The organism is Mycobacterium sp. ITM-2016-00316 (assembly GCF_002968335.2).
Taxonomy (GTDB): Bacteria; Actinomycetota; Actinomycetes; order Mycobacteriales; family Mycobacteriaceae; genus Mycobacterium.
On the sequence record NZ_CP134398.1, the window covers coordinates 5,240,004 to 5,263,702 of the forward strand.

The window sequence follows — 23,699 nt, forward strand, 5'->3', positions numbered from 1 at the left end:
CAGCGAATTTACTCAGCGATAGAACCCCGGCCAGTACTGCTCACACACCACAGGAAGATCGGCCTGATACCGTTCGTCGGCCGCCCGGGACCGGGACAGGTTGAACAGGTACCAGGGATCGGGCTCCAGCCCCTCCCGATTCACGCACTGACGCAGCCAATCCGGCAGGCGATGCAACGCCGGGTCGATATCGGAGGACAGCCCGGACAGGTACTTCGCGTCGAGCTGGCCGGTCCGCTCGAACCGGTCGATATTGCGGTCCGCGATCAGGCCCTCGGGGTTCAGGCCCGCCAACCCGAGCAGGGCCGCCACTCCGGCCACCAGGACCGCCCGCGGCAGCCAGGATGCGGACATCCGGATACCCGCGGCGGCGATCAGGACGAACACCGTCCCCAGCCACAGCTCGATGGTGATGACCATCAGCCGTTCGGTGCTGAATCCGTACGCATCCTGATACACCCACATCCGGTGGATGGCCGAGATGACAACCACAATCGAAGTGGCACAAAGGGTTCCGACCAGGATGCGCAGCATACGGCGGTCCGTTCCGGTCGCGCGCGAGGCGACCCGGATCACGACGGCGATCACCAGCACGGTCAGCGCCGACACCCACAGCAACTGCCAGAACCCCTGCCGCGCGTACTCCGCGTAGGTCAGCCCCTCGGTGGCCAGCACATGGGCACGCCCACCGAACAGCACGGTGGCCTGCACGGCGACGAAAGCCAGGAACAAGCCGTCGAGAACGGCCAGTGGCACCGCCCATTCCCAACGGGGCACCGGCTTACGCGGCGCCGGCGCCATGGCATCGAGCTTCGGCGGGAAACGCACGAGGTATCCCCCGCCCAACACGAACAGCAACACCAGGAAGAACACGACCGTGCGGGACACGATGTCCTCGGTGTCGAACGACGGGACCAGGTTGCCCACGAGTTTCTCGAAGGCCGGGTCGGCACCGGCGAACAATCCGCCGAATACCAGCACCAGTGCGCAGGTGATCGCGCCGACCAGCACAATGCGCCCGAGCTGGGCGACCTGCACCCGGCGCTGCGCGGCGCGCTGCACCCAGCCGATGACACGTGCGGGCAGAACCCAGGGCACGAACGCTCCCGCGACCACCGCGGTCCAGGTGCGCCCGCCGACCAGCGTGTGCCAGCCGATCAGCCAGGCCGCCACGATGCACAACGCGTTCACCCACAGCGCGGCCAGCACCGCCGGGACCGCCAGCAGCGCCAGCGTCATTGCGATACCGAGCGCTTCGAACCCGCCCGGCCGGCGCCCAGCCGTTCCGTACACGGCGGCGAACACCAGCACACCGACCACCAGGTAGCCGATGCTGTACTCCGTCGGCCGCCACAAGGCGGTACCGATGAGCCCGACGGTGAGTGCGATGACGACGAACGGCAGCGGTGCGGACGCCAGCGGGCTCAGCGGCCAGACCCGGCGGGGAATCACGCCGCGCGGGGGCGGTACCGGCCCGAGCATCGGCGGGGGCATCATCGGATACGCGCCCGGAGCCATCCTGGTCATGAGAGTTCCTCTCTGTCCGGGATGGTCACCCGGATCCGACAGCCGCTGGCTGCATCCAGTACTTCGATGGTGCCGCCGTGCAATTCGACTGCCCAGCGGGCGATGGCAAGGCCCAGACCGGTACCGCCATCGGAGGTGTCACCGCGGGTGAACCGCTGGAACACCCGCTCACGCTCCGGGGCGGGGATGCCCGGACCGTCATCGCCGACATCCAGTTGCAGCCCCGAGCCGGCACGTGCCCGCACCCACACCCGTCCACCGGGTGGGTTGTGCCGGATGGCGTTGTCCACCAGGTTGACCACCACCTGGCGCAGTCGCGCCAGGTCGGCCACCGCGGTCAGCCCGGGCGAGTCGACGATCACCTCGACTGCGGTGTGTGCGACGGCATCGCGCAGGAACTCCTCGACGCCGAATCTGCTGAGCTGCAGGGAGATCGCGCCGCCCTCGAGGCGGGACAGGTCCAACAGGTCGGTCACCAGTTCCCCGAGCCGCTCGGTCTGCTTCAGCGCAGCGCGCAACGTGTCCGGGTCGGGCTCGGCGACGCCGTCGACGATGTTCTCCAGCACCGCCTGCAGGGCGGCGATGGGGGTGCGAAGTTCATGGGAGACATTGCCGATCAGGCCGCGCCGATACTCGTCGGCGGCCCCGAGATCCGTGGCCATCTGGTTGAACGCCGACGCCAGCTGCCCGACCTCGTCCCGTGAGGTGGCACGCACCCGGATGCTGTAGTCGCCGCGCGCCATCGCGCGCGCCGCGGCGGTCATCTGCCGCAGTGGGGACGTCATACCGTGCGCGAGGAACTGTACGAACAGCATCGAAGTCGTCAGCGCCGCCAGCAGTGCCCAGCGGAACTGCCAGCTGGCGCCGATCCAGAACGTGAACGCCGCCAGTGTGATCGCGCTGCCCACCAGCAGGGTGGTCTTGACCTTGAAGGACGCCAGCGGATCCAGTGGCCGGGGCAGTCTGTCCCACCAGTCCCGAGCGGTCATCTGGGGATCTCCAGCGCGTATCCGACCCCGTGCACGGTGCGGATCAGATCGGGACCCAGCTTGCGCCGCAGCGCTTTCACATGGCTGTCGACCGTGCGGCTCTCCACCTCGGCCGCCCAGCCCCACACGTGCTCGAGCAGCGTCTCGCGGTCGACCGCGGCCCGGGGCCGTCCAGCCAGGAACACCAGCAGGTCGAATTCCGTTCGGGTCAGATAGATCTCCCGGTCGCCGTCATGAACCCGGCGTTCCTGCAGGTCGATCCGGTACGGACCGACGGCGAGCGGTTGCTGCCCGGCGGCACGCTCGACCCGGCGCAGGAGCACCTGTACCCGGGCCACCAGCTCTCTCATGCTGAACGGTTTGGTGAGGTAGTCGTCGGCGCCGACGCCCAGGCCGATGAGCATGTCCGTCTCATCGGTGCGGGCGGTCAGCATCAGCACCGGGACGGCCCGTTCGGCCTGGATACGACGACAGACTTCCAGGCCGTCGAATCCCGGCAGCATGACGTCGAGGACCACCAGATCCGGCGCGGTGGCCGCGGCGGCGGCGACGGCGGACGGGCCGTCAACCGCGGTGTCCACGGTGAACGACTCGGCGCGCAGCCGGTCGGCCACCGCGGACAGGATGGTCGGCTCGTCGTCGACCACCAGGATTCGCTTCACACCGTGCACTGTATGCGCAGGCTGTGGTGCTTTTGGGCAGCGTTTGTGAAGGTTCTGTGGAGATCCCCGGCCGAGCGAAGTGGCGGGGAATCGGATCAGCCCCCGGCGCTCAGGCGCGCTGGCTGGACACCGAGATGACTTCGCCGGTCAGGTAGCTGGAGTAGTCGCTGGCCAGGAAGGCGATGGTGGCGGCCACCTCCCAGGGTTCGGCGGCCCGGCCGAAGGCCTCGTCACCGGCCAGTCGGTCCAGCAGCTCCGAGGAGGACGTCTTCTCCAGGAACTTGTGTCGGGCGATGCTCGGTGACACCGCGTTGATGCGGACCCCGAACTCGACGGCTTCGATTGCGCTGCAACGGGTCAGCGCCATCACTCCGGCCTTCGCAGCGGCGTAGTGCGACTGCGAATGCTGGGCGCGCCAGCCCAGCACGCTGGCGTTGTTGACGATGACACCACCGTGCTCGACATCCCGGAAGTAGCGCAGCGCGGCACGGGTGGCGCGCATGACCGAGGTCAGCGTGACGTTGACGACGCGGTCCCACTCGTCGTCGGTCATGTCGATCACCGGTGTCTGTCCGCCCAGGCCGGCGTTGTTGACCAGCACGTCGATGCGGCCGGCCTTGGCCACGGCCTCGGTGATGAGGTTGTCGACCGCCTCGGTGGAGGTGACATCGCAGACCACCGCTTCGACGCGGCCCAGGCCGAGTGCGGCGAGTTCATCGCGGGTCTCGCCGAGTCGGCGTTCGTGGAAGTCCGAAACCACCACATCGGCGCCCTCCAGCAGCGCGCGGCGCGCGGTGGTCGACCCGATACCGGTCCCTGCGGCGGCGGTCACCAGGACCACCTTGCCCTTCAGAAGTCCGTGGCCCTCGATCTCTTTGGGGACTGTGGAGAGGTCTGTCATCCTTTGGCTTCCCTCGGTAGGCCGAGCACCCGCTCGGCGATGATGTTGCGCTGGATCTCGTTGGATCCGCCGTAGATGGTGTCCGAACGGGAGAACAGATACAGCCGCTGCCATTCGTCGAACTCGGCGTTGTCGAGCGTGAGCCCGGCGGTCCCCTGAACGTCCATGGCGATCTCGCCGAGCTCGCGATGCCAGTTGGCCCACAACAGCTTCGACACGTTATCTTGGCCGGGTTGCTCGATGTCCATCGTCGCCAGCGAGTAGGACCGCATGGCCTTCAGCCCGGTCCAGGATCGGGTGAGCCGCTCCCGGACCAGCGGGTCGCCTGCGGCGCCGGTCCGCTCCGCCAGCTCCACAAGGTTGGAATGTTCACGGGCATAACGGATCTGCTGACCAAGGGTGGACACGCCACGCTCGAAGGTGAGCAGACCCATCGCCACCCGCCAGCCGTCGCCGGGCTCGCCGACCACCAGGGATGCTTCGGTGCGGGCGTCGTCGAAGAACACCTCGTTGAACTCGGAGTCGCCGGTGAGCTGGATGATCGGGCGGATCTGCACACCCGGCTGGTCCAGCGGCACCAGCAGGAAGGACAGCCCGGCGTGCCGTTTGGACCCCTTCTCGCTGCGGGCGACCACGAAGCACCACTGCGCCCAGTGCGCCAGCGAGGTCCACACCTTCTGGCCGTTGATCACCCACTCGTCACCGACCAGCTCGGCAGAGGTGGAGACATTGGCGAGGTCACTGCCGGCGCCGGGTTCGGAATAGCCCTGGCTCCAGAGTTCGGTGACATCGAGGATGCCGGGCAGGAAGCGCTGCTGCTGCTCGGGGGTGCCGTACGCGATGAGCGTCGGACCGAGCAGTTCCTCGCCGAAGTGGTTGACCTTGTCGGGGGCGTCCGCCTTGGCGTACTCCTCGTAGAACGCCACCCGGTGGGCGACGGTCAGACCGCGACCACCGTGCTCCTCGGGCCAGCCCAGGCAGGTCAGCCCCGCGGCGGCCAGATGCTGGTTCCACGCACGCCGTTCTTCGAATGCCTCGTGCTCACGGCCCGGGCCTCCGAGGCCCTTGAGCGCTGCATATTCGCCGACGAGATTATCGGCGAGCCATTGCCGGACCTCGGCCCGGAAGTCCTCGACCTCTATCACCCCTGTAGGCTAACCTACCAAGCACTTGCTTTGTTAGAGGAGCGTCAATGACGAGCGTAGAGCGAACCGTTCCAGCGGTGCTGGACCGGATTGCCGTACAGCTAACCGAGCATGACGCACTGGTCACGCCGGGTAAACGACTCACCTACGGTCAGCTGCGCGACGAGGTACGACGGGCCGCCGCGGCCATGATCGACCTGGGGGTCGCGGTCGGCGACCGGGTCGCGATCTGGTCCCCCAACACCTGGCACTGGGTGGTCGCCGCACTGGCCACCCACTACGCCGGCGCGATCGTCGTCCCACTGAACACCCGCTACACCGCCAGCGAGGCCACCGACATCCTGGCCCGCACCGAGGCTCCCCTGCTGATTGCGGCCGGCGAGTTCCTCGGGGCCGACCGCAGCACCCAACTCGACCGAACCGCACTGCCCGCGCTGCGCCACATCGTGCGGGTACCGATCGACAAGAATGAAACAGGCGACGATTCGTGGGACTCCTTCATGGCCCGCGGAACCGATCTCACCGAGGTCGACGCGCGCGCCGCTGCCGTCTCACCCGATGACGTGTCCGACATCCTGTTCACCTCCGGTACCACCGGCCGCAGCAAGGGTGTGCGCTGCGCGCACCGGCAGTCGCTGGACGCCTCGGCGGCCTGGGCGGCATGCGGTGAGGTCACCAGCGCAGACCGCTATCTGTGCATCAACCCGTTCTTCCACAATTTCGGCTACAAGGCCGGCATCCTGGCCTGCCTGCAGACCGGCGCGACGCTCTACCCACTGCTCACCTTCGATCCCGAGCAGACGATGAAAACCGTTGCCGAACACCGGATCACCGTGCTACCCGGCCCGCCGACCATCTACCAGACGCTGCTGGACCATCCGCGCCGCGCCGAGCACGATCTGACCTCGCTGCGATTCGCGGTCACCGGCGCGGCGGTGGTGCCGGTGGTGCTGATCGAGCGGATGCAGTCCGAGCTGGACATCGACATCGTGCTGACCGCGTACGGCCTGACCGAAGCCGCCGGCTTCGGCACCATGTGCAGCGCCCAGGACGACGCCACCACCGTGGCCACCACCTGCGGTCGCCCGATCGCCGACTTCGAATTGCGCCTCGATGAATCCGGCGAGGTGTTGTTGCGGGGTCCCAATGTCATGCTCGGCTATCTCGATGACCCGGAGGCGACCGCCGCGGCGATCGACGCCGACGGCTGGCTACATACCGGCGATATCGGGACCCTGGACGGGGCGGGCAATCTCACCATCACCGACAGGTTGAAGGACATGTACATCTGCGGCGGGTTCAATGTGTACCCGGCCGAGATCGAGCAGGTGCTGGCCCGCCTGGACGGGGTGGCCGAGACCGCGGTGATCGGGGTCCCCGACCAGCGGCTCGGCGAGGTCGGCAAGGCCTTCGTCGTGGTCAAGGCCGGCGCACAGCTCGACGAGGCGACGGTGATCGCCTACACGCGTGAGCATCTGGCGAACTTCAAGGTGCCGCGTTCGGTGGCGTTCCTCGATGTGTTGCCGCGAAACCCAGGAGGCAAAGTGGTCAAACCAATGCTCCGCGAGATCGACGGAAGGCCCTGAGGTGGACCTGAATTTTGATGAGGGCACCGAAGAATTCCGGGCCGAGGTCCGGGAGTTCCTGGCGGCCAACCGGGATTCCTTCCCGACCGAGTCCTACGACACTCGCGAGGGTTTCGAGCAGCATCGCCGCTGGGACAAGGTGCTTTTCGACGCCGGGCTGTCGGTGATCGCCTGGCCCGAAGAGTACGGCGGCCGCGACGCCACCCTGCTGCAGTGGGTGGCGTTCGAGGAGGAGTACTTCCGCGCCGGTGCGCCGGGGCGGGCCAGCGCCAACGGCACCTCCATGCTGGCGCCGACCTTGTTCGCGCACGGCACCAAGGAACAGCGGGACCGGGTGCTGCCGAAAATGGCCAGCGGCGAGGAGATCTGGGCGCAGGCTTGGTCCGAGCCGGAGTCCGGCAGCGACCTGGCCTCGCTGCGCTCGACGGCCACCAAGGTCGACGGCGGCTGGAAGCTGAACGGGCAGAAAATCTGGAGCTCGCGTGCACCGTTCGGTGAACGCGCCTTCGGGCTGTTCCGTTCCGACCCGCAGGCCCAGCGGCACAAGGGCCTCACCTACTTCATGTTCGACTTGCACGCCGACGGCATCACCGTCCGCCCGATCGCGCAACTCGGTGGCGACACCGGCTTCGGCGAGGTCTTCCTCGATGATGTGTTCGTTCCCGACGAGGACGTCATCGGCGAGGTCAACGACGGTTGGCGTGCGGCGATGAGCACGTCCAGCAATGAGCGCGGCATGTCGCTGCGCAGCCCGGCCCGGTTCCTGGCCCCGGCCGAACGCCTCGTCGCACTCTGGAAATCCAATCCGGACCCGGTGTTCACCGACCGGGTGGCCGACGCCTGGATCAAAGCGCAGGCCTACCGGTTGCACACCTTCGGCACCGTCACCCGGCTGGCCGGCGGCGGTGAACTCGGCGCCGAATCCTCGGTGACCAAGGTGTTCTGGTCCGATCTGGATGTCGCGCTGCACCAGACCGCCCTGGACTTGCAGGGTGCGGACGCCGAGATCGTCGACGAATGGACCGAGGGCCTGCTGTTCGCCCTGGGCGGCCCGATCTACGCCGGCACCAACGAGATCCAGCGCAATATCATCGCCGAGCGTCTGCTAGGTCTGCCCCGGGAGCCGAAGTAATGAATTTCGAGATCGACGACCAGCAGCGCGACTTCGCGTCCAGCATCGACGCCGCCCTGGGTGCGGCGAACGTACCCGCTGCGGTCCGCGCCTGGGCCGACGGCGACACCGCACCGGCCCGCAAGGTCTGGAATCAGCTCGCCGAACTCGGTGTCACCGCGCTACTGGTGGCCGAGAAGTTCGACGGTATCGATGCGCACCCGGTCGATGCTGTGGTGGCACTGGAACGTCTCGGCTATTGGGCGGTGCCCGGGCCGGTCACCGAGTCGATCATCGTCGCACCGCTGCTGCTGAGCGATGACGAACGGTCCGCGGCGCTGGCCGCGGGCGAATCGATCGCCACCGTCGCACTGCCGCCGCAGGTCCGCCACGCCGTCAACGCCGATTTCGCCGATCTGGTGCTGCTCGGCGAGGACGGGCAGGTGTTCGATGCCGTCGCCGGTGCAGCGCATGACTCGGTGGATCCGGCGCGGAAGCTGTTCGAGGTCAGCGCTTCCGGGGCCGCTCGGACCGCCGACACCGCGCGCGCGTACGAATTCGGTGTGCTGGCCACCGCGGCGCAGCTGATCGGCGCGGGGCAGGCCATGCTCGACCAATCGGTGGCCTACGCCAAGCAGCGCACCCAGTTCGGCCGCGTCATCGGCTCATACCAGTCCATCAAGCACAAGCTGGCCGATGTGCACATCGCACTCGAAATGGCGCGCCCGCTGGTGTACGGCGCGGCGCTCTCGATCGCCGGCGGGTCGGCCGACACCGCCCGTGATGTCAGCGCGGCCAAGGTCGCGGCCGCCGATGCGGCGCTGCTGTCCGCCCGCTCGTCCTTGCAGACCCACGGCGCGATCGGCTTCACCCAGGAACACGACCTGTCGCTGCTGCTGCTGCGGGTGCAGGCGCTGCGCTCGGCCTGGGGCGATCCCACGTTGCACCGTCGCAGACTTCTGGAGGTTCTCTCGTGAGTGAAGAGCGCGAACTGCTCCGCTCGACCGTCGCCGCGCTGGTCGACAAGCACGCCAACCCCGAGGCCGTGCGGCGTGCGATGGAATCCGAGCGCGGTTACGACGAGGCACTGTGGAAGCTGCTGTGTGAACAGGTCGGCGCCGCAGCACTTGTGGTGCCGGAAGATCTCGGTGGCGCCGGCGGCGAACTTGCCGACGCCGCGGTCGTGCTGGAGGAGCTCGGCAAGGCGCTGGTCCCCACCCCGCTGCTGGGGACGACGCTCGCCGAGGTGGCGCTGCTGAGCGCCGAGGACCATGAGCCGCTGGACGGTCTGGCCGAGGGCGTCTCCATCGGGACGGTGGTGTTCGATCCCGAGTACGTCATCAACGGCGATATCGCCGACGTGATGATCGCCGCGGACGGCGCGAACCTGACGCGCTGGAACACCTTCACCGCACAGGCCAAATCCACGATGGACCTGACCCGTCGGCTCTCGTCGGTGACCGCCGGCGAAACCACGCAGCTGGGCGCCGATCCCGGGCTGGCCGACACCGCGGCGCTGCTGTTGGCCGCCGAACAGATCGGCGCCGCGGCACGGGCACTGGACCTGACGGTGGCCTACACCAAGGACCGGGTGCAGTTCGGCCGCCCGATCGGCAGCTTCCAGGCGCTCAAGCACCGGATGGCCGATCTGTACGTCGCCGTCCAGACCGCACGCGCCGTCGTCTACGACGCCATCGCCGAACCCTCGCCCGCTTCGGCCTCGCTGGCCCGGGTCTTCGCCAGTGAGGCGCTGACCTCCGTCGTCGGCGAAGCCGTCCAGATGCACGGCGGTATCGCGATCACCTGGGAGCACGATATCCAGCTGTACTTCAAGCGGGCACATGGCAGCGCGCAGTTGCTCGGACCGCCGCGGGAACATCTGCGGCGGCTCGAAGCCGAGGTGTTCCAGACCGCGGACTAGCCTGGACCCGATGACCGCAAACACCCGTCGGGTGGCGCTGCGCGCCGGGATCCCGCCGTTCTATGTGATGGACGTGTGGCTGGCCGCCGCCGAACGGCAGCGCACGCACGGCGACCTGGTCAACCTCTCCGCGGGCCAGCCCAGTGCACAGGCACCCGCACCGGTGCGGGCCGCCGCCGCCGAAGCGCTGGAACATCACAATCTCGGATACACGGTGGCGCTGGGCATTCCGCAGCTACGTGAGGCGATCGCCGCGTCCTATCTGCACCGGCACGGCATCGAGGTGGACCCCGACGCGGTCGTCATCACCACCGGGTCCACCGGCGGGTTCCTGTTGGCCTTCCTGTCCTGCTTCGACATCGGTGACCGGGTGGCGATGACCAGCCCCGGCTACCCGTGTTACCGCAACATCCTGACCGCCCTCGGTTGTGAGCCGGTCGAGGTGCCGTGCGGGCCGGAGACCCGCTTTCAGCCGACCGTGCAGATGCTCGACGCCCTGGATCCACCGGTCAAGGGGCTGATCATCGCCAGCCCGGCGAACCCCACCGGCACCGTCATCCCGCCCACCGATCTGGCCGCGATCGTGAACTGGTGCGATGAGCGCGACGTGCAGTTGGTGAGCGACGAGCTGTACCACGGCCTGGTGTACCCGGGTGCACCGGCGACCAGTTGCGCATGGGAGACATCACGCAATCCCATTGTGGTGAACAGTTTTTCGAAGTACTTCGCCATGACGGGCTGGCGGCTGGGCTGGCTGCTGGTACCGGAGCCGCTGCGCCGGGCGGTCGACCGGCTGACCGGCAACTTCTCCATCTGCCCGCCGACACTTCCGCAGCTGGCGGCGGTTGCAGCGTTCGACGCGGCGTCACTGGCCGAGGCCGACGGCCTGGTCGAGGAGTACACCGTCAATCGGGAACTGCTGCTGGCGGGCCTGGCCGAGATCGGCCTGGACCGGCTCGCCCCGGCCGACGGCGCGTTCTACGTGTACGCCGATATCTCCCGCTACTCCACCGACTCCCTCGACTTCTGCGCAAAGATGTTGGCCGACACCGGTGTTGCCATCGCCCCCGGTGTCGACTTCGATACCGTCAACGGCGGCTCGTTCGTCCGGCTGTCCTTCGCCGGCGCGGCCTCCGACATCACCACCGCGCTGGAGCGCATGGGGCCATGGCTCAGGACCTCAGGAACGCCAGCAGATCGGCATTGACGACGTCGGCATGCGTGGTCGGCATGCCGTGCGGGAAGTCCTCGTAGGTGATCAAGGTCCCGTTCTGCAGCAGTTCTGCGGATTTCGGGCCGGCGGCCACGTAGGGGACGATCTGGTCGTCGGTGCTGTGCATCACCAGCGTCGGCACGCTGATCTTCTTGAGGTCCTCGGTGAAATCGGTTTGCGAGAATGCCACGATGCCGTCGTAGTGGGAAAGGGCGTCACCCATCATGCCCTGGCGCCACCAGTTCTCGATGATTGCTTCGTCGGGTTCGACACCGTCTCTGTTGAACCCGTAGAACGGACCGGCCGGCAGGGCCCGGTAGAACACCGAGCGGTTGGCCGCCAGCTGCGCCTGCAGATCGTCGAACACGCTCTTGGGCAAGCCTTCCGGATTCGCCTCGGTCTGCACCATGAGCGGGGGCACCGCACTGATGATGGCGGCCTTCGACGCCCGGCTCTCGCCGTGGCGGGCCAGGAAGCGGACCACCTCGCCACCGCCGGTGGAGTGTCCGACGTGCACGGCGTCGTGCAGGTCGAGGTGCTCGACGAGGGCGTGCAGGTCATCGGCGTAGTGGTCGAGATCGTGACCGCCCGGGGTCTGGGTGGACCGGCCGTGCCCGCGCCGGTCGTGGGCGATCACCCGGTAGCCCTGGCCCAGGAAGAACAGCATCTGGGTGTCCCAGTCGTCCGAGGACAACGGCCAGCCGTGACTGAACACGATCGGCTGGCCCGTCCCCCAATCCTTGTAGAAGATGTCGGTGCCGTCGGCGGTGGTGAGGATGCTCATGGGCGATAACTCTGCTCGTTCGGCAGGGTGATGTCGATACCGCTAGCCCCCATTGGTTGTCGGTGGCAGCGGGTAGCATTCCAGATGTGTTCGAAAGTGTGTTCGACATCGATCCGGACTCCACCGAGGAGGAGTTACGGATCCAGGTGGAGCGCCTGGAACGGATGAAGTCAGCCGCCGCCGCAGCGCAGGCTCGGGCCACCGCGCTCTGGCGCACCAAGAGACGCGCTGCCGAATCGGCCATCGGTATTCCTGCCGCCAAACGTGGCCGCGGCCTGGCCTGCGAGGTGGCCCTTGCCCGGCGCGACTCGCCGGTGCGCGGGGGTACCCACCTGGGGTTGGCGTCCGCATTGGTCGAGGAGATGCCACACACGCTGGCCGCGCTCGAATGTGGGGCGCTCTCGGAATGGCGGGCGACCCTGATCGTCCGTGAATCGGCCTGTCTGCGTGCAGAACACCGCCGTGAGCTCGACGCCGAGCTGTGTGCCGATGCGTCCCGGCTGGACGGCTGGGGAGACAAGCGCGTAGTGGCCGAGGCCAAATCCATCGTGGCGAGGCTGGATGTCGAGGCGGTGGTCGCGCAATCGGCCAAGGCCGCCGAGGACCGCTGCGTCACCATCCGCCCGGCGCCGGACACCATGACCTATGTGACCGCACTGCTACCCGTCGCTCAGGGTGTGGCGGTGTACGCCGCCCTGAAGCGTGCCGCCGACACCACGTTCGATGACCGGTCGCGCGGCCAGATCATGGCCGACACCCTGGTCGAACGCGTGACCGGCCGACCGGCCGAACAACCGGTCCCGATGACCCTGAACCTGGTGCTGGCCGACACCACCCTGGCCGGCGATGACGACGCACCCGGGTGGCTCGCCGACTACGGACCCATTCCGGCCGGTTTTGCGCGGCGCATGACCGGTGATGCCGCCGCGGACGCCGCGGTGAAGACAATGCTGCGCAGGCTGTACCGCCACCCGCAAAGCGGGCAGCTGGTGGCCACGGAGTCACGGGCACGGATCTTCCCGAAGGGCCTGGCGACTTTCCTCGACCTGCGAGACCGGACCTGCCGCACACCGTATTGCGATGCGCCGATCCGCCACCACGACCATGCCCGCCCGGCGCACCGGGGTGGCCCCACGAGTGCTCTGAACGGGCTCGGCGAGTGCGAGGCCTGCAACTACGCCAAGGAAGCACCCGGCTGGTCGGTCAGCACAACCGACGCAGGCGGTGTGCACACCGCCGAATTCCGCACTCCCACCGGCGCGGTCTACCGATCGACCGCCCCGCCGCTGCCGGGGCCGCCGATCAGGACGGTCAGCGTCATCGAGTGCGGGTTGAGTGTCGACCTGGTCAGGTTCGACGCTGCGTGACGTACCACTCCAGCAGGTCCGGGTCGTCGACGGCGCTGCGTTCCACCACTTTCGCGGCGTCCGCCCCCTGGAACAGCTTCTTGATCGGCACCTCGAGCTTCTTGCCGGTGCGGGTGTGCGGGATGCCGGGCGCCAGGATGATGTCATCGGGAACGTGGCGCGGGGAGACCTCGGTGCGGATGGTGTTCTTGACCTTCTCCCGCAGCTCGTCATCCAGTTCGACACCGTCGGCGAGCACCACGAACAGCGGCATCCAGTAACCACCGTCGGGCTGCTCGGCTCCGATCACCAGTGCCTCGGCGATCTCGGGCAGTCGTTCCACCGCCTGATAGATGTCAGCGCTGCCCATCCGGATGCCGTGCCGGTTCAGGGTCGAGTCGGAGCGACCGTGCACGATGACGCTGCCGTGATCGGTGATGGTGATCCAGTCACCATGACGCCAGACACCCGGGAACATCTCGAAATAGGCGTCACGGTAGCGCGATCCGTCCGGGTCGTTCCAGAACGCGACCGGCATGGACGGCAGTGGCTTGGTGACGACGAGCTCTCCCACCTCGCCACGCACCGGGTTGCCCGACTCGTCCCAGGCGTCCAGTGCCACCCCGAGAAACGGGGCCGACAGCTCCCCGGCCACACCGGCACCGTCCGCACGCCGCCGATGAAGGCCGACACCACATCGGTGCCCCCGCTGATCGATGCGACCTGAACGTGCTCACCGATGTTGTCGCGCATCCACAACGACGTCGAGGGCGGCAGCGATGACCCGGTGATCCCGACCGTCCGCAGCGCGGACAGATCGTGCTCGGTCCGCGGAACTGCGCCCGCCTTCATACAGCCGAGCACATATCCCGGGCTGGTACCGAGCACGGTCGCACCGACATCGGCGGCGATGGCCCACAGTGCATCCGGCGCAGGGTAGGACGGGCTGCCGTCGTAGCAGACGATGGTGGCGCCGACCAGCAACCCGGCGATCTGGAAGTTCCACATCATCCAGCTCGGGCTGGTGTACCAGAAGAAGGTGTCGCGCTCGCCGATATCACTCTGCAGGGCAACGGCCTTGAGATGCTCCAGCAGCACTCCGCCGTGACCGTGGATGATGCCCTTGGGCAGGCCGGTGGTGCCCGAGGAGAACAGGATCCACAGCGGATGGTCGAAAGCGACGGCGCTGGTGACCAGTTCACCGCCACCGGAAGTCACCGCGTCCCAGTCGAGATGGTCACTGGGCGTGGGAGCCATCCGCGGTACCGAGACGGTGGCGCGCAGCGTGGGCAACCCGGCCCGCAGCGCGGCGACATCGGCGCTCTTGTCGTGGTTTTTGCCGCCGAACCGGTACCCGTCGGTGGTCACCAGCACCACCGGTTCGAGCTGACCGAGCCGGTCCAGCGCCGCCTTGGCCGAGTAGTCCTGACCGCACGCACTCCACACCGCCCCGACCGCGGCGGTGCCCAGGAAGGCGATGACCGCTTCGGCGATGTTGGGCAGATAGCCGACGACCCGGTCACCGGCGCCCACGCCGAGATCGGTCAGGGACTTCGCGAACCCCGCTGTGCGGCTCAGGAGTTCGGTCCAGGACAGCTCTACGGTCGGGGTATCTTCACTTGCACACAGGATCGCGGGCCGGTCGGTGCGGCACTGTCGCAGCACCTGGTCGACGAAGTTGAGCCGCGCACCGGGGAACCACCGCGCTCCGGGCATGTCGGTGCCGGCCAGCACCTCACCGGGCACCTCACCGAGCCCGAAGTACTGCCACAGCGCCCCCCAGAATGCGGCGGGCTCATCCACCGACCATTGCCACAGCGCGTGATACTCGGCCGGGGCCCCGGCGAACCGGGCGAAATCGGTGACCCGGGCCTCGGCGATATCGGTGGCGGTGGGCTCCCACTGCGGCGCGGTGCTCACCGGGCGCTCCACCCACCGTCCATCGTGTACGACGCGCCGGTCACCATGCCGGCCTGCTCAGAGGCCAGCCAGCCCACCAGCGAGGCCACCTCCGCGGGTTCCACCAGTCGTTTGATGGCGCTCTCCTTCAGCAGGATCTGTTCGACGACCTGCTGCTCGTCGATACCGTGGGTGCGTGCCTGATCGGCGATCTGCTTGTCCACCAGCGCAGTTCGCACATATCCGGGGTTGACGCAGTTGCTGGTCACTCCGTGCGGGCCGCCCTCCAGGGCGGTCACCTTGGACAGTCCCTCCAGTGCATGCTTGGCGGTCACGTAGGCGACCTTATATTCCGAGGCCCGCAGCCCGTGCACCGATGACAGATTGATGATCCGGCCGAAGCCCGCGTCGTACATGTGCGGCAGCGCGGCCCGGATGAGCAGGAACGGCACCTCGGTCATCAGCGCCAGCAGCATTCGGAACGCCTCCGGCGGAAAATCGGTGATGGGAGCGACGCGTTGCACTCCGGCGTTGTTCACCAGGATGTCGGTCTGCAGCACGACGTCCTGCAGGGCGTGCACATCGAGGAGGTCGACCGCCCATGCGGTGCCGCCGATCTCGTCGGCCGTTGCGCCGGCCCCGTCACCGTCCCGGTCGGCCACGGTGACATGCGCACCGCGGGCTGCGAGTTCGCGCGCGCAGGCCGCGCCGATGCCGCTGGCGCCGCCGGTGACCAGGGCGGTCTTACCGGAGAGCCCACTCATGCACGCGCCTCGGCGATGTCCCGCGCATCGGCGTCGTCCAGGGTCCGCAGGTCGATGCCGTTGGTCTCCCGGGTGAAGAGCACCGCGACCAGGGTGATGGCGCAGGCGATGGCCAGGTAGATCGAGATCGGCACCGGGGAGTCGTAGATGTCGAGCAACTTCACCGCGATCAGCGGCGCGAGCGAACCCGCCACGATGGAGGTCACCTGATAGCCCAGAGACACCCCGGAGTAGCGCATCCGGGTCGGGAACATCTCGGACATGATGGCCGGCTGCGGCGCATACATGAGCGCGTGGATCATCAGGCCGAGGGTGACCGCGGCGGTGATGACGACGTAGTTGCCGCTGTTCATCATCGGGAAGGCGAAGAAGCCCCAGGTGCCGCCCAGCACCGCACCCACCATGTACACCGGGCGCCGGCCGAAGCGGTCGGCCAGGTAGCCCACCACCGGCACCGCGGCGAAGTGCACCGCATGCGCGAACAGCAGGTACCACAGGATGGAACTGGTGTCCGCACCCACCGACACCTTCAGGTAGGTGATGGAGAACGTGACCACCAGGTAGTACATGATGTTCTCGCCGAATCGCAGACCCATCGCGGTGAACACACCACGCGGGTAGCGCTTGAGCACCTCGACGACGCTGAACGAGGTGGCCTTGATCTGCTCGGCCTCCTGTTGTGCCGCAACGAAGATCGGTGCGTCGGTGACCTTGGTGCGGATGTAGTAGCCGACCAGGACGACCACCGCCGACAGCCAGAACGCCACCCGCCAACCCCAGGACAGGAAGGCCGCTTCCGACAGTGTCGCGGTGAGCACCAGCAGCACGACGGTGGCGAGCATGTTGCCCACCGGCACTCCGGCCTGCGGCCAGCTGGCCCAGAATCCACGCCGGTTGTTCGGGCTGTGCTCAGCGACCAGCAGGATCGCGCCACCCCATTCACCGCCGACGGCGAAACCCTGGATGAAGCGCAGCGTCACCAACAGTCCCGGCGCCCAGTAGCCGATCTGCCCGAATGTCGGCAGGCACCCCATCAGGAAGGTGGCGGCGCCGACGAGCAGCAGGGAGAACTGCAGGAGCTTCTTGCGACCGAACTTGTCGCCGTAGTGGCCGAACACGATGCCGCCGAGCGGGCGTGCCACGAAGCCCACCGCGTAGGTCGCGAAGGCCAGGAAGATCGCGTTGAGCTCACTGGTCGTCTCGGAGAAGAACACCTTGCTGAACACCAGCGTCGCCGCGGTGCCGTACAGGAAGAACTCGTACCACTCCACGACCGTGCCGGCCATAGATGCGGTGACGACGCGTTTCAGGCCGGAGGTCTGAGCGGAATTGTGATCGGCAGCACACATACGGGTGAGTATTCATGCACGTCAAGATCGAAACAATGCTCAGATCTGCAGTACCTGTCTGCAAAAATGCAGATATGGGACTGCCGAGCGCCGACGATCTGCTCATCCTGCTGGCCGTCGGACGCACCGGTCGCTACATCAGCGCCGCCGAAGCGCTCGGCGTCAACCACACCACCATCTCGCGCCGCATCGCCGCCCTCGAGCAGGCCATCGGCACCAGGGTGCTGACCCGGGTGGGCGCGGGCTGGGAACTCACCGACCGTGGTCGCGAGGTGCTGGCCGCCGCCGAAGCGGTCGAGGCCGCGGTCCACTCGCTGGGGGGCGCCGCCGGCCAACCGCGCCCGCTCGAAGGTGTCGTGCGCATCTCGGCGACCGACGGTTTCAGCGCCTATATCGCCAGCCCCGCGGCGGCCGATGTGCAACGCAGCCATCCCGGGGTGTCGGTGGAGATCGTGGCCGCGATCCGGCGGGCCAGCCAGCAACGGTCCAGCGTCGATATCGAAGTCGTGGTCGGCGAGCCTACCGTGCACCGGGCGCAGGCGATCCGGCTGGGCGACTACTGCCTGGGCCTCTACGGCTCGGCGGGGTATCTGGCCGAACACGGCACGCCCACCGGACTCGATGAACTGAGCGAGCACCCGCTGGTCTATTTCATCGACTCCATGCTGCAGGTCGATGACCTCGACCATGCCACCGGTTTCGCCCCGAACATGCGGCAGTCGGTGTCCTCGACCAACGTCTTCGTCCACGTCGAGGCGACCCGCGCGGCGGCGGGTCTGGGGCTGCTGCCGTGTTTCATGGCCGACCGGCATGACGATCTGATCCGGGTGCTTCCCGACACTGTCGCGGTGGCGCTGACCTATTGGCTGGTGACCCGCGCCGAGACGCTGCGCAGGCCCGAAGTGGCGGCCATCATCGACGCGATCCGGGATCGGATGCGCGCGGACCGTAATGCCCTACTCGGCAGGCCGACCTGAATATCGTGAGGCCATGCCCTTCCTGCAGACCGACACCGCCCGCGCCTACTATCGGCACTGGCCGGCCGCCGAACCCCGCGCCGCCGTCGTGTTCCTGCACGGGTTCGGCGAACACACCGGGCTGTACCACCGCTACGGATTCACGCTCAACGCCGCGGGGATCGACCTGTGGGCCGTCGACCAACTGGGGCATGGGCTCAGCCCGGGGCGGCGTGGAGATGTCGGCACCCTGGCGGACAGCTCGGCACTGGCCGAGGCGCTCACCGTCATCGTCGAGCAACAGCGGCCCGGCCTACCGCTGATCGCTGCCGGCCACTCATTTGGATCCGTCGTCACCGCGTTGCGGTTGGTGGAGCAGCCGGCACGCTACCGCGCGGGCATCCTCTCCGGGGCTCCGCTGGCCCCGGTCGCCGACCTGCTGGACGTGGACACCTCGTTGGACCTCGATCCGTCCTGGCTGTCCGGTGACCCGTTCTATCTCGATGGGCTGGAGAACGATCCGCTGGCTTTCGTCGAGGCGGACAGCGCGCCGCTCACTCGCGCACTCGATGCCGCCTGGGACCGTTTCGGTTCCGAGCTCCCGACGTTGACGGTGCCGACGCTGGCCGTGCACGGCGTCGGCGATCCCATTGCGCCCGTGGGGCAGGTGCGGGCCTATGCCGAACAGATCGACGCCCTGCAGATCGCCGAATTCCCCGCCGCCAAACACGACATCCTCAACGAAACAGTGCACCGAGATGTCGCCACGACCGTCATTGCCTTCATCGCGGCGACGCTGGGATGGCATTCTGTTCGCGATGGCACTCGGGCTGAATAAAGACACCAAGAGCACACTGGTCAAACTGCTGGCGGCGATCGCGCTCATCGCGGTCATCCTCGGCGGTTTCGCGGCGTGCCTGTTCACCGTGCGCTCCGACAACGTGGCGACGGAGACAAGTTCCGGACCGGCGCTGCAGGGCAGCTTCAAGGTCGACATCGGCCCGACCGCCACGCCGGACGGCAAGCCGGTGGCCGGCACCGCCCGCACCGAGACCTGGGCGGCCCGCTCGACGTGCCGCGGCACCGAATGTGTTGCGACGGTGTCGGTGGTCGATCCGAAGAACCCGTCCGGCCCACCGGCGCTCACGATGGTGTTCGACTACGTCGACGGTGACTGGCTGAGCGTGCGCGAGGCCCCCGACAAGTGCAAGGTCGGCGATGCCGACGTCGATGTCACCGGCTGGTCGATCATCTCGCTACGGCCCCGACTCGACGGGTCGATGTCCGGTGAGTACACCTGGGCGACGGCACCGGCCCTGTGCGCCAGCAAGCGTGCGGTCAACCTGTCGCCCACCAGCGGAGCGGGCACCGGCACCGAGGCGGCCGATCCGGCGAAGGAGCCGCCGCTGCAGGCCTCCCCCGGCGCGGCGCTGTGGGGCACCTACACCTATACCCAGACCTATCCGGCCACCGGCGAGGTCTTTCCGCCGCACGACTACCGCGCCACCACCCACTGCCTACGTACCGGTGAGCGGTGCGTGACGTTGATGTCGACCATCGACACCAACAACCTGTTCGTCATGCAGTACGGCGACCGCCGCTTCACCGCGAGCTTCCCCGAGGGTGACGCGCAGTGCACGGACGGAATCGGCAAGGTGCGCCAGTCATCCCGCGATGAACTACCACTGCCGCAGGGACCGCAGAACCCGATCCAGACGCTGACCGGAAAGTCGTTCCAGGACTACACCGGAGACTGCCCGGCCCAGGTGGAACTGGACGTCCGGATCCAGCGCACCGGCGACTAGCGCTGCGGGATTACAGCACCCCGGGCGAGCGAAGCGACGGGATTACAGCGCCCCGGGCGAGCGAAGCGACGGGATTACAGCCAGGTGTCCGAGGTGGTCGCGGTGAGGAAGGCGTCCAGGTCGTCGCGCCACTGGGCCGGTGTGTTCTTGTCCGGTTCGATACCGGTGTATTCGCCACGGTAGAACAGCAGTGGTCGCGGCTTGAGGGCGGGCGGCTCCGACATCGACTGCACCGCACCGAATACCACGAAGTGATCGCCGCCGTCGTGCACCGAGGCCACCGTGCAGTCGATGTGGGCCAGGCTGCCCTCGATCACCGGCGATCCGAGTTCCGAAGGACGCCAGTCGATCCCGGCGAACTTGTCTGGAGCCTTGGACCCGAACTGCGCCGAGACGTGCTGCTGATTCTCGTGCAGCATGTTGACGCAAAACTTACCGCTGGCCTCGATGGCCTGCCAGGCCCGCGACTGTTTGGTCGGGCAGAACAGCACCAGCGGCGGATCCAGCGACAGAGCGGCGAACGACTGGCAGGCGAACCCGATCGGGGTGTCCTCATGCGCGGTGGTGATCACCGTGACGCCGGTACAGAACTGCCCGAGCACATGCCGGAATGTGCGCGGATCGATGGTCGCAGAACCCATGACTACTTGAAGCCGACGCTGAAGTCGTGGCCCCATAGGCTGACCGCGGTGCTCTCCCGGGCCACCCAGCTGTGGTCCTCGACTTCGAGTCCCTCGCAACCGAACTCGATATCAAAGCCGCCGGGGGTCTTGATGTAGAAGGACAGCATCTTGTCGTTGGTGTGTCTGCCCAGGGTCGCCGACATCTTCACCTTGCGGCGCAGCGCGCGGTCCAGGCAGAGGCCGACATCGTCGGATTCCTCGACCTCGACCATCAGATGGACGATGCCGGTCGGATTGGGCATCGGCATGAAGGCCAGCGCGTGATGGCGCGGGTTGCACCCGTAGAAGCGCAACCAGATCGGATCACCATCGGCCGGGCGGCCCGCCAGTTGCGGCGGCAAGCTCATCGAATCCCGCAACCGGAAGCCGAGCACGTCCTGGTAGAACGCCTGTGCCGCAGCGTCATCGTCACAGGTGAGCACCACGTGCCCCAGGCCCTGCTCGGCGGTGACGAACTTGTGGCCGTACGGGCTGACGAACCGGCGGCCCAGATACTGGGCGCCGTGGAAGGCCTCCAGCACGTTGCCTGCCGGGTCGGTGAAACGGATCAGGCCCTCGACGCGCCGTTCGGATTTCTCCTCGCGGGTGCCCTCGGTGAAATCGACGCCCGCCTTGGACAGCGTCTCGCGCAGCGCCTGCAGGGCGGGTGCGTCGGCGACCTCCCAGCCGGAGATGAGCAGCCGGTCCTGCTCGCCGGGCACGATGACCAGCCGGGCCGCCATCTCGTCCATGCGCAGGTACAGCGCACCCGGGGTGGAGCCGTCGCCTTCGACCATGCCGAGCACCTTGAGCGCGAACTCGCGCCACGCCGCGACGTCGGTGGCTTCGATGCGCATGTATCCCAGCGCCTTGATGCTCATGTCTTAACCCCCGAGAAAATCAATGGTGAGCTTGTTGAACTCGTCGAACTTCTCGACCTGGGCCCAGTGTCCGCACTGCCCGAACACGTGCAACTGCACGCGCGGAATCTGCTTCACCGCGACCAGCGCACCGTCGAGCGGATTGACCCGGTCCTCGCGGCCCCAGATCAGCAGCACCGGCTGACGCAGCTTGTACACCTCGCGCCACATCATGCCGAGCTCGAAGTCCGCTCCCGCGAACGATTTACCCATCGCCCGGGTGGCGGCCAGCGATTCCGGGGTGCTGGCGATCGCGAAGCGCTCGTCGACGAGTTCCGGGGTGACCAACTTCTGGTCGAACACCATGATGCGGATGAAGGCTTCGAGGTTCTCCCGCGTCGGCTCGTAGTTGAACTTGGCGAGCGCCTTGACACCCTCGGTCGGATCGGGCGCGAACAGGTTGACGCTGAGGCCGCCGGGGCCCATCAGGACGAGCTTGCCGGCCCGGTCCGGGTAATCGAGCGCGAACCGCACCGCGGTACCGCCGCCGAGCGAGTTTCCCAGCAGCGGAACCCGACCCTGCACACCCAGGCGGTCGAGCAGACCGAGCACCGCCTTGGCGCTGTACCGGTTGTACTGCTCATGCTCGGTGTGCTTGTCGGACAGTCCGTATCCCGGCTGGTCGATCGCGATGACGTGGAACTTCTCGGCGAGCACGGCGATGTTGCGGCCGAAGTTCGACCAACTCGATGCGCCCGGCCCGCCGCCGTGCAACAGCACGATGGTCTGCGCGGTCGGGTCGCCCGCCTCGTGGTAGTGCAGGCGCATGGCCAGTTCCCCGGCCTGCACGTCGGCGTACCGGGAGGTGGATTCAAAGGTGATTTCAGATACCGCAGTCATCAGACCATCGTGTCCGCGGGCGGCAGGCCGAACTCGTTGTTGCCGAAGATCAGGTAGGCGCGCTCGGGTTCGTTGGCGGCGTGCACCCGGCCGGCGTGGGCGTCACGCCAGAACCGCTGCAGCGGAGCGCCGGTCACCAGTGCGGTGGCACCGGCCGACTCGAACAGCAGATCGATCGAGGCGATGGAGCGGGCCGTGGCACGCACCTGGTCGCGCCGTGCCCGGGCGCGCAGCTCGAACGGAATCTCCTTGCCCGCCTGCAGCAGCGCGTACTCGTCGCCGACATTACCGATCAGCTGGCGCCAGGCGGCGTCGATATCGCTGGCGGCCTCGGCGATGCGAACCTTGGCGAACGGGTCGTCCTTGGACTTCTCGCCGGCGAAGGCGGCACGCACCCGCTTGCCCTGATGCTCGACATGGGCGGCGTAGGCGCCGTAGGCCATGCCGACGATCGGTGCGGAGATGGTGGTGGGATGCATGGTGCCCCACGGCATCTTGTAGACCGGCGCGGTGTTGTTCTCGTATCCGCCCGCGGTGCCGTCGTTCATCGCCTTGTAGGACAGGAAGCGGTGCGAGGGCACGAACACGTCCTTGACGACGACGGTGTTGCTGCCGGTCCCCTTCAGTCCGACGACATGCCACACGTCGTCGATGGTGTATTCGGTGCGCGGGATGAGGAAGCTGCCGAAGTCGACCGGGCGCCCGTCCTTGATCACCGGGCCGCCGAGGAACGCCCAGGTGGCGTGCTCGCTACCGGAGGACCACTGCCAGGCGCCGCTGACCAGGTAGCCACCGTCGACGACGGTGCCCGCGCCCATCGGCGCGTACGACGAGGACACCCGCACGGTCGGATCCTCGCCCCACACCTCGTCCTGGGCCCGCTGATCGAACAGCGCGAGGTGCCAGTTGTGCACGCCGATGATCGAGCTGATCCAGCCGGTGGAACCGCAGGCACTCGCCAGTCTGCGGACCGCCTCGTAGAAGTTCGTCGGGTCGGCCTGCAGACCGCCCCACTGCTCGGGCTGGAGCAGTTTGAAGAAGCCGACCTCGTCGAGTTCGTTGATGGTTTCGTAGGACACCTGGCGCCGATCTTCGGCGGCCTGGGCCCGTTCACGCAGCTTCGGCAACAGATCATCGATGCCGGCGAGCACCGCCTGCACGTCACGCTGTTCAATAGACGTCACTGAATTGCCTCCCGGATCGAGATCAAGCACTGGACAAAGATTAGAACACGTTACGATTTGTGTCGAGTAGCGTGCCGAATCATCGGCTGGACCTGCACATGTTCGGTTTTGTAACATGTTCTAGTTATGAGGGAA

General features: G+C 67.4%; 21 protein-coding genes and 1 pseudogene. 9 read left to right on the forward strand and 13 right to left on the reverse strand.

The window, feature by feature from the left end; genetic code table 11:
• Window positions 1-12: 12 nt before the first annotated feature.
• The 5 genes from C6A86_RS25360 to ipdE1 all read right to left on the reverse strand — a co-directional run bounded on the left by C6A86_RS25360 (window position 13) and on the right by ipdE1 (window position 5,224).
• Window positions 13-1,527 carry a DUF4153 domain-containing protein gene (locus tag C6A86_RS25360; RefSeq protein ID WP_105363912.1) on the reverse strand — a complete coding sequence of 505 codons (1,515 nt, stop codon included), beginning with the start codon at window positions 1,525-1,527 and terminating at the stop codon, window positions 13-15.
• Window positions 1,524-2,516, reverse strand: a complete 993-nt coding sequence (locus C6A86_RS25365; protein ID WP_105363911.1) for a HAMP domain-containing sensor histidine kinase — start codon at window positions 2,514-2,516, stop codon at window positions 1,524-1,526. The genes C6A86_RS25360 and C6A86_RS25365 overlap by 4 nt, the downstream gene beginning before the upstream one ends.
• Entirely contained in the window at window positions 2,513-3,178 is a 666-nt protein-coding gene (locus C6A86_RS25370; protein WP_105363934.1) for a response regulator transcription factor, read from the reverse strand. Before C6A86_RS25370 ends, C6A86_RS25365 begins: the two co-directional genes overlap by 4 nt.
• Before the next feature lie 109 nt (window positions 3,179-3,287).
• Window positions 3,288-4,079, reverse strand: a complete 792-nt coding sequence (gene ipdF, locus C6A86_RS25375) for a (5R,7aS)-5-hydroxy-7a-methyl-1-oxo-2,3,5,6,7,7a-hexahydro-1H-indene-carboxyl-CoA reductase (protein ID WP_105363910.1) — start codon at window positions 4,077-4,079, stop codon at window positions 3,288-3,290.
• A complete protein-coding gene (ipdE1, locus tag C6A86_RS25380) occupies window positions 4,076-5,224 on the reverse strand; it encodes an acyl-CoA dehydrogenase IpdE1 (protein WP_105363909.1) in 1,149 nt (382 codons plus the stop codon). Before ipdE1 ends, ipdF begins: the two co-directional genes overlap by 4 nt.
• 47 nt (window positions 5,225-5,271) lie before the next feature.
• Here ipdE1 and fadD3 point away from each other — a divergent pair, with 47 nt between their 5' ends.
• The 5 genes from fadD3 to C6A86_RS25405 are packed head-to-tail and all read left to right on the forward strand — an operon-like array spanning window position 5,272 to window position 11,049.
• Window positions 5,272-6,810 (forward strand): 3-((3aS,4S,7aS)-7a-methyl-1,5-dioxo-octahydro-1H-inden-4-yl)propanoate--CoA ligase FadD3, encoded by a 1,539-nt coding sequence (gene fadD3, locus C6A86_RS25385; protein ID WP_311100916.1) that lies wholly within the window; start codon window positions 5,272-5,274, stop codon window positions 6,808-6,810.
• Window position 6,811: 1 nt separating this feature from the next.
• A complete protein-coding gene (locus tag C6A86_RS25390; protein WP_105361489.1) occupies window positions 6,812-7,942 on the forward strand; it encodes an acyl-CoA dehydrogenase family protein in 1,131 nt (376 codons plus the stop codon).
• Window positions 7,942-8,898 (forward strand): acyl-CoA dehydrogenase, encoded by a 957-nt coding sequence (locus C6A86_RS25395; protein WP_105361488.1) that lies wholly within the window; start codon window positions 7,942-7,944, stop codon window positions 8,896-8,898. The genes C6A86_RS25390 and C6A86_RS25395 overlap by 1 nt, the downstream gene beginning before the upstream one ends.
• Window positions 8,895-9,842 (forward strand): acyl-CoA dehydrogenase family protein, encoded by a 948-nt coding sequence (locus C6A86_RS25400; RefSeq protein ID WP_311100917.1) that lies wholly within the window; start codon window positions 8,895-8,897, stop codon window positions 9,840-9,842. Before C6A86_RS25395 ends, C6A86_RS25400 begins: the two co-directional genes overlap by 4 nt.
• A gap of 10 nt (window positions 9,843-9,852) precedes the next feature.
• Window positions 9,853-11,049, forward strand: coding sequence for a pyridoxal phosphate-dependent aminotransferase (locus C6A86_RS25405; RefSeq protein WP_105365771.1), 1,197 nt, complete (start codon window positions 9,853-9,855; stop codon window positions 11,047-11,049).
• On the opposite strand, the gene C6A86_RS25410 is transcribed toward C6A86_RS25405, so the two are convergent.
• On the reverse strand, window positions 11,015-11,839 hold the full coding sequence (locus tag C6A86_RS25410; RefSeq protein WP_105365772.1) for an alpha/beta fold hydrolase: 825 nt from the start codon (window positions 11,837-11,839) through the stop codon (window positions 11,015-11,017). The genes C6A86_RS25405 and C6A86_RS25410 overlap by 35 nt on opposite strands.
• Before the next feature lie 86 nt (window positions 11,840-11,925).
• Between C6A86_RS25410 and C6A86_RS25415 the strand changes: the two genes are divergently transcribed.
• Window positions 11,926-13,206 carry a DUF222 domain-containing protein gene (locus C6A86_RS25415; RefSeq protein WP_105365773.1) on the forward strand — a complete coding sequence of 427 codons (1,281 nt, stop codon included), beginning with the start codon at window positions 11,926-11,928 and terminating at the stop codon, window positions 13,204-13,206.
• On the opposite strand, the pseudogene C6A86_RS25420 reads toward C6A86_RS25415, so the two are convergent.
• The 3 genes and pseudogenes from C6A86_RS25420 to C6A86_RS25430 all read right to left on the reverse strand — a co-directional run bounded on the left by C6A86_RS25420 (window position 13,187) and on the right by C6A86_RS25430 (window position 17,197).
• Window positions 13,187-15,117: pseudogene (locus tag C6A86_RS25420) on the reverse strand (acetoacetate--CoA ligase). The gene C6A86_RS25415 and the pseudogene C6A86_RS25420 overlap by 20 nt on opposite strands.
• Window positions 15,102-15,848: a 3-hydroxybutyrate dehydrogenase gene (locus C6A86_RS25425; protein ID WP_105365774.1), complete on the reverse strand. Its 747-nt coding sequence runs from the start codon at window positions 15,846-15,848 to the stop codon at window positions 15,102-15,104. The pseudogene C6A86_RS25420 and the gene C6A86_RS25425 overlap by 16 nt, the downstream one beginning before the upstream one ends.
• Window positions 15,845-17,197, reverse strand: coding sequence for an MFS transporter (locus C6A86_RS25430; protein ID WP_105365775.1), 1,353 nt, complete (start codon window positions 17,195-17,197; stop codon window positions 15,845-15,847). The genes C6A86_RS25425 and C6A86_RS25430 overlap by 4 nt, the downstream gene beginning before the upstream one ends.
• 74 nt (window positions 17,198-17,271) lie before the next feature.
• Between C6A86_RS25430 and C6A86_RS25435 the strand changes: the two genes are divergently transcribed.
• From C6A86_RS25435 to C6A86_RS25445, 3 genes are read left to right on the forward strand one after another with little or no spacing between them, the layout of a single operon-like run.
• Window positions 17,272-18,174, forward strand: a complete 903-nt coding sequence (locus C6A86_RS25435; protein ID WP_199196396.1) for a LysR family transcriptional regulator — start codon at window positions 17,272-17,274, stop codon at window positions 18,172-18,174.
• 13 nt (window positions 18,175-18,187) lie between these two features.
• The gene (locus C6A86_RS25440; RefSeq protein ID WP_105365776.1) at window positions 18,188-18,991 is read left to right on the forward strand and encodes an alpha/beta fold hydrolase; all 804 of its coding nucleotides are present in this window, start codon (window positions 18,188-18,190) and stop codon (window positions 18,989-18,991) included.
• Entirely contained in the window at window positions 18,972-19,958 is a 987-nt protein-coding gene (locus tag C6A86_RS25445; protein WP_105365777.1) for a hypothetical protein, read from the forward strand. The genes C6A86_RS25440 and C6A86_RS25445 overlap by 20 nt, the downstream gene beginning before the upstream one ends.
• 74 nt (window positions 19,959-20,032) lie before the next feature.
• Here C6A86_RS25445 and hsaB read toward each other — a convergent pair whose 3' ends face one another.
• From hsaB to hsaA, 4 genes are read right to left on the reverse strand one after another with little or no spacing between them, the layout of a single operon-like run.
• The gene (gene hsaB, locus C6A86_RS25450) at window positions 20,033-20,599 is read right to left on the reverse strand and encodes a 3-hydroxy-9,10-secoandrosta-1,3,5(10)-triene-9,17-dione monooxygenase reductase subunit (RefSeq protein ID WP_105365778.1); all 567 of its coding nucleotides are present in this window, start codon (window positions 20,597-20,599) and stop codon (window positions 20,033-20,035) included.
• A 2-nt stretch (window positions 20,600-20,601) separates the two neighbouring features.
• On the reverse strand, window positions 20,602-21,501 hold the full coding sequence (hsaC, locus tag C6A86_RS25455) for an iron-dependent extradiol dioxygenase HsaC (protein WP_105365779.1): 900 nt from the start codon (window positions 21,499-21,501) through the stop codon (window positions 20,602-20,604).
• A 3-nt stretch (window positions 21,502-21,504) separates the two neighbouring features.
• Entirely contained in the window at window positions 21,505-22,380 is an 876-nt protein-coding gene (gene hsaD / locus C6A86_RS25460; RefSeq protein ID WP_199196397.1) for a 4,5:9,10-diseco-3-hydroxy-5,9,17-trioxoandrosta-1(10),2-diene-4-oate hydrolase, read from the reverse strand.
• Window positions 22,380-23,564 (reverse strand): 3-hydroxy-9,10-secoandrosta-1,3,5(10)-triene-9,17-dione monooxygenase oxygenase subunit, encoded by a 1,185-nt coding sequence (hsaA, locus tag C6A86_RS25465; RefSeq protein WP_105365781.1) that lies wholly within the window; start codon window positions 23,562-23,564, stop codon window positions 22,380-22,382. Before hsaA ends, hsaD begins: the two co-directional genes overlap by 1 nt.
• Between the last annotated feature and the right edge of the window lie 135 nt (window positions 23,565-23,699).

Excerpts from the sequence above, each read along its gene's own strand:
- C6A86_RS25425 (WP_105365774.1), bottom strand. The coding sequence starts at position 15,848 with ATGAGTGGGCTCTCCGGTAAGACCGCCCTGGTCACCGGCGGCGCCAGC.
- hsaD (WP_199196397.1), bottom strand. The coding sequence starts at position 22,380 with ATGACTGCGGTATCTGAAATCACCTTTGAATCCACCTCCCGGTACGCC.
- C6A86_RS25435 (WP_199196396.1), top strand. The coding sequence starts at position 17,272 with ATGGGACTGCCGAGCGCCGACGATCTGCTCATCCTGCTGGCCGTCGGA.
- C6A86_RS25365 (WP_105363911.1), bottom strand. The coding sequence starts at position 2,516 with ATGACCGCTCGGGACTGGTGGGACAGACTGCCCCGGCCACTGGATCCG.
- C6A86_RS25360 (WP_105363912.1), bottom strand. The coding sequence starts at position 1,527 with ATGACCAGGATGGCTCCGGGCGCGTATCCGATGATGCCCCCGCCGATG.
- C6A86_RS25410 (WP_105365772.1), bottom strand. The coding sequence starts at position 11,839 with ATGAGCATCCTCACCACCGCCGACGGCACCGACATCTTCTACAAGGAT.
- fadD3 (WP_311100916.1), top strand. The coding sequence starts at position 5,272 with ATGACGAGCGTAGAGCGAACCGTTCCAGCGGTGCTGGACCGGATTGCC.
- C6A86_RS25405 (WP_105365771.1), top strand. The coding sequence starts at position 9,853 with ATGACCGCAAACACCCGTCGGGTGGCGCTGCGCGCCGGGATCCCGCCG.
- C6A86_RS25395 (WP_105361488.1), top strand. The coding sequence starts at position 7,942 with ATGAATTTCGAGATCGACGACCAGCAGCGCGACTTCGCGTCCAGCATC.
- C6A86_RS25430 (WP_105365775.1), bottom strand. The coding sequence starts at position 17,197 with ATGTGTGCTGCCGATCACAATTCCGCTCAGACCTCCGGCCTGAAACGC.
- ipdF (WP_105363910.1), bottom strand. The coding sequence starts at position 4,079 with ATGACAGACCTCTCCACAGTCCCCAAAGAGATCGAGGGCCACGGACTT.
- C6A86_RS25440 (WP_105365776.1), top strand. The coding sequence starts at position 18,188 with ATGCCCTTCCTGCAGACCGACACCGCCCGCGCCTACTATCGGCACTGG.
- hsaC (WP_105365779.1), bottom strand. The coding sequence starts at position 21,501 with ATGAGCATCAAGGCGCTGGGATACATGCGCATCGAAGCCACCGACGTC.
- C6A86_RS25445 (WP_105365777.1), top strand. The coding sequence starts at position 18,972 with ATGGCACTCGGGCTGAATAAAGACACCAAGAGCACACTGGTCAAACTG.
- hsaB (WP_105365778.1), bottom strand. The coding sequence starts at position 20,599 with ATGGGTTCTGCGACCATCGATCCGCGCACATTCCGGCATGTGCTCGGG.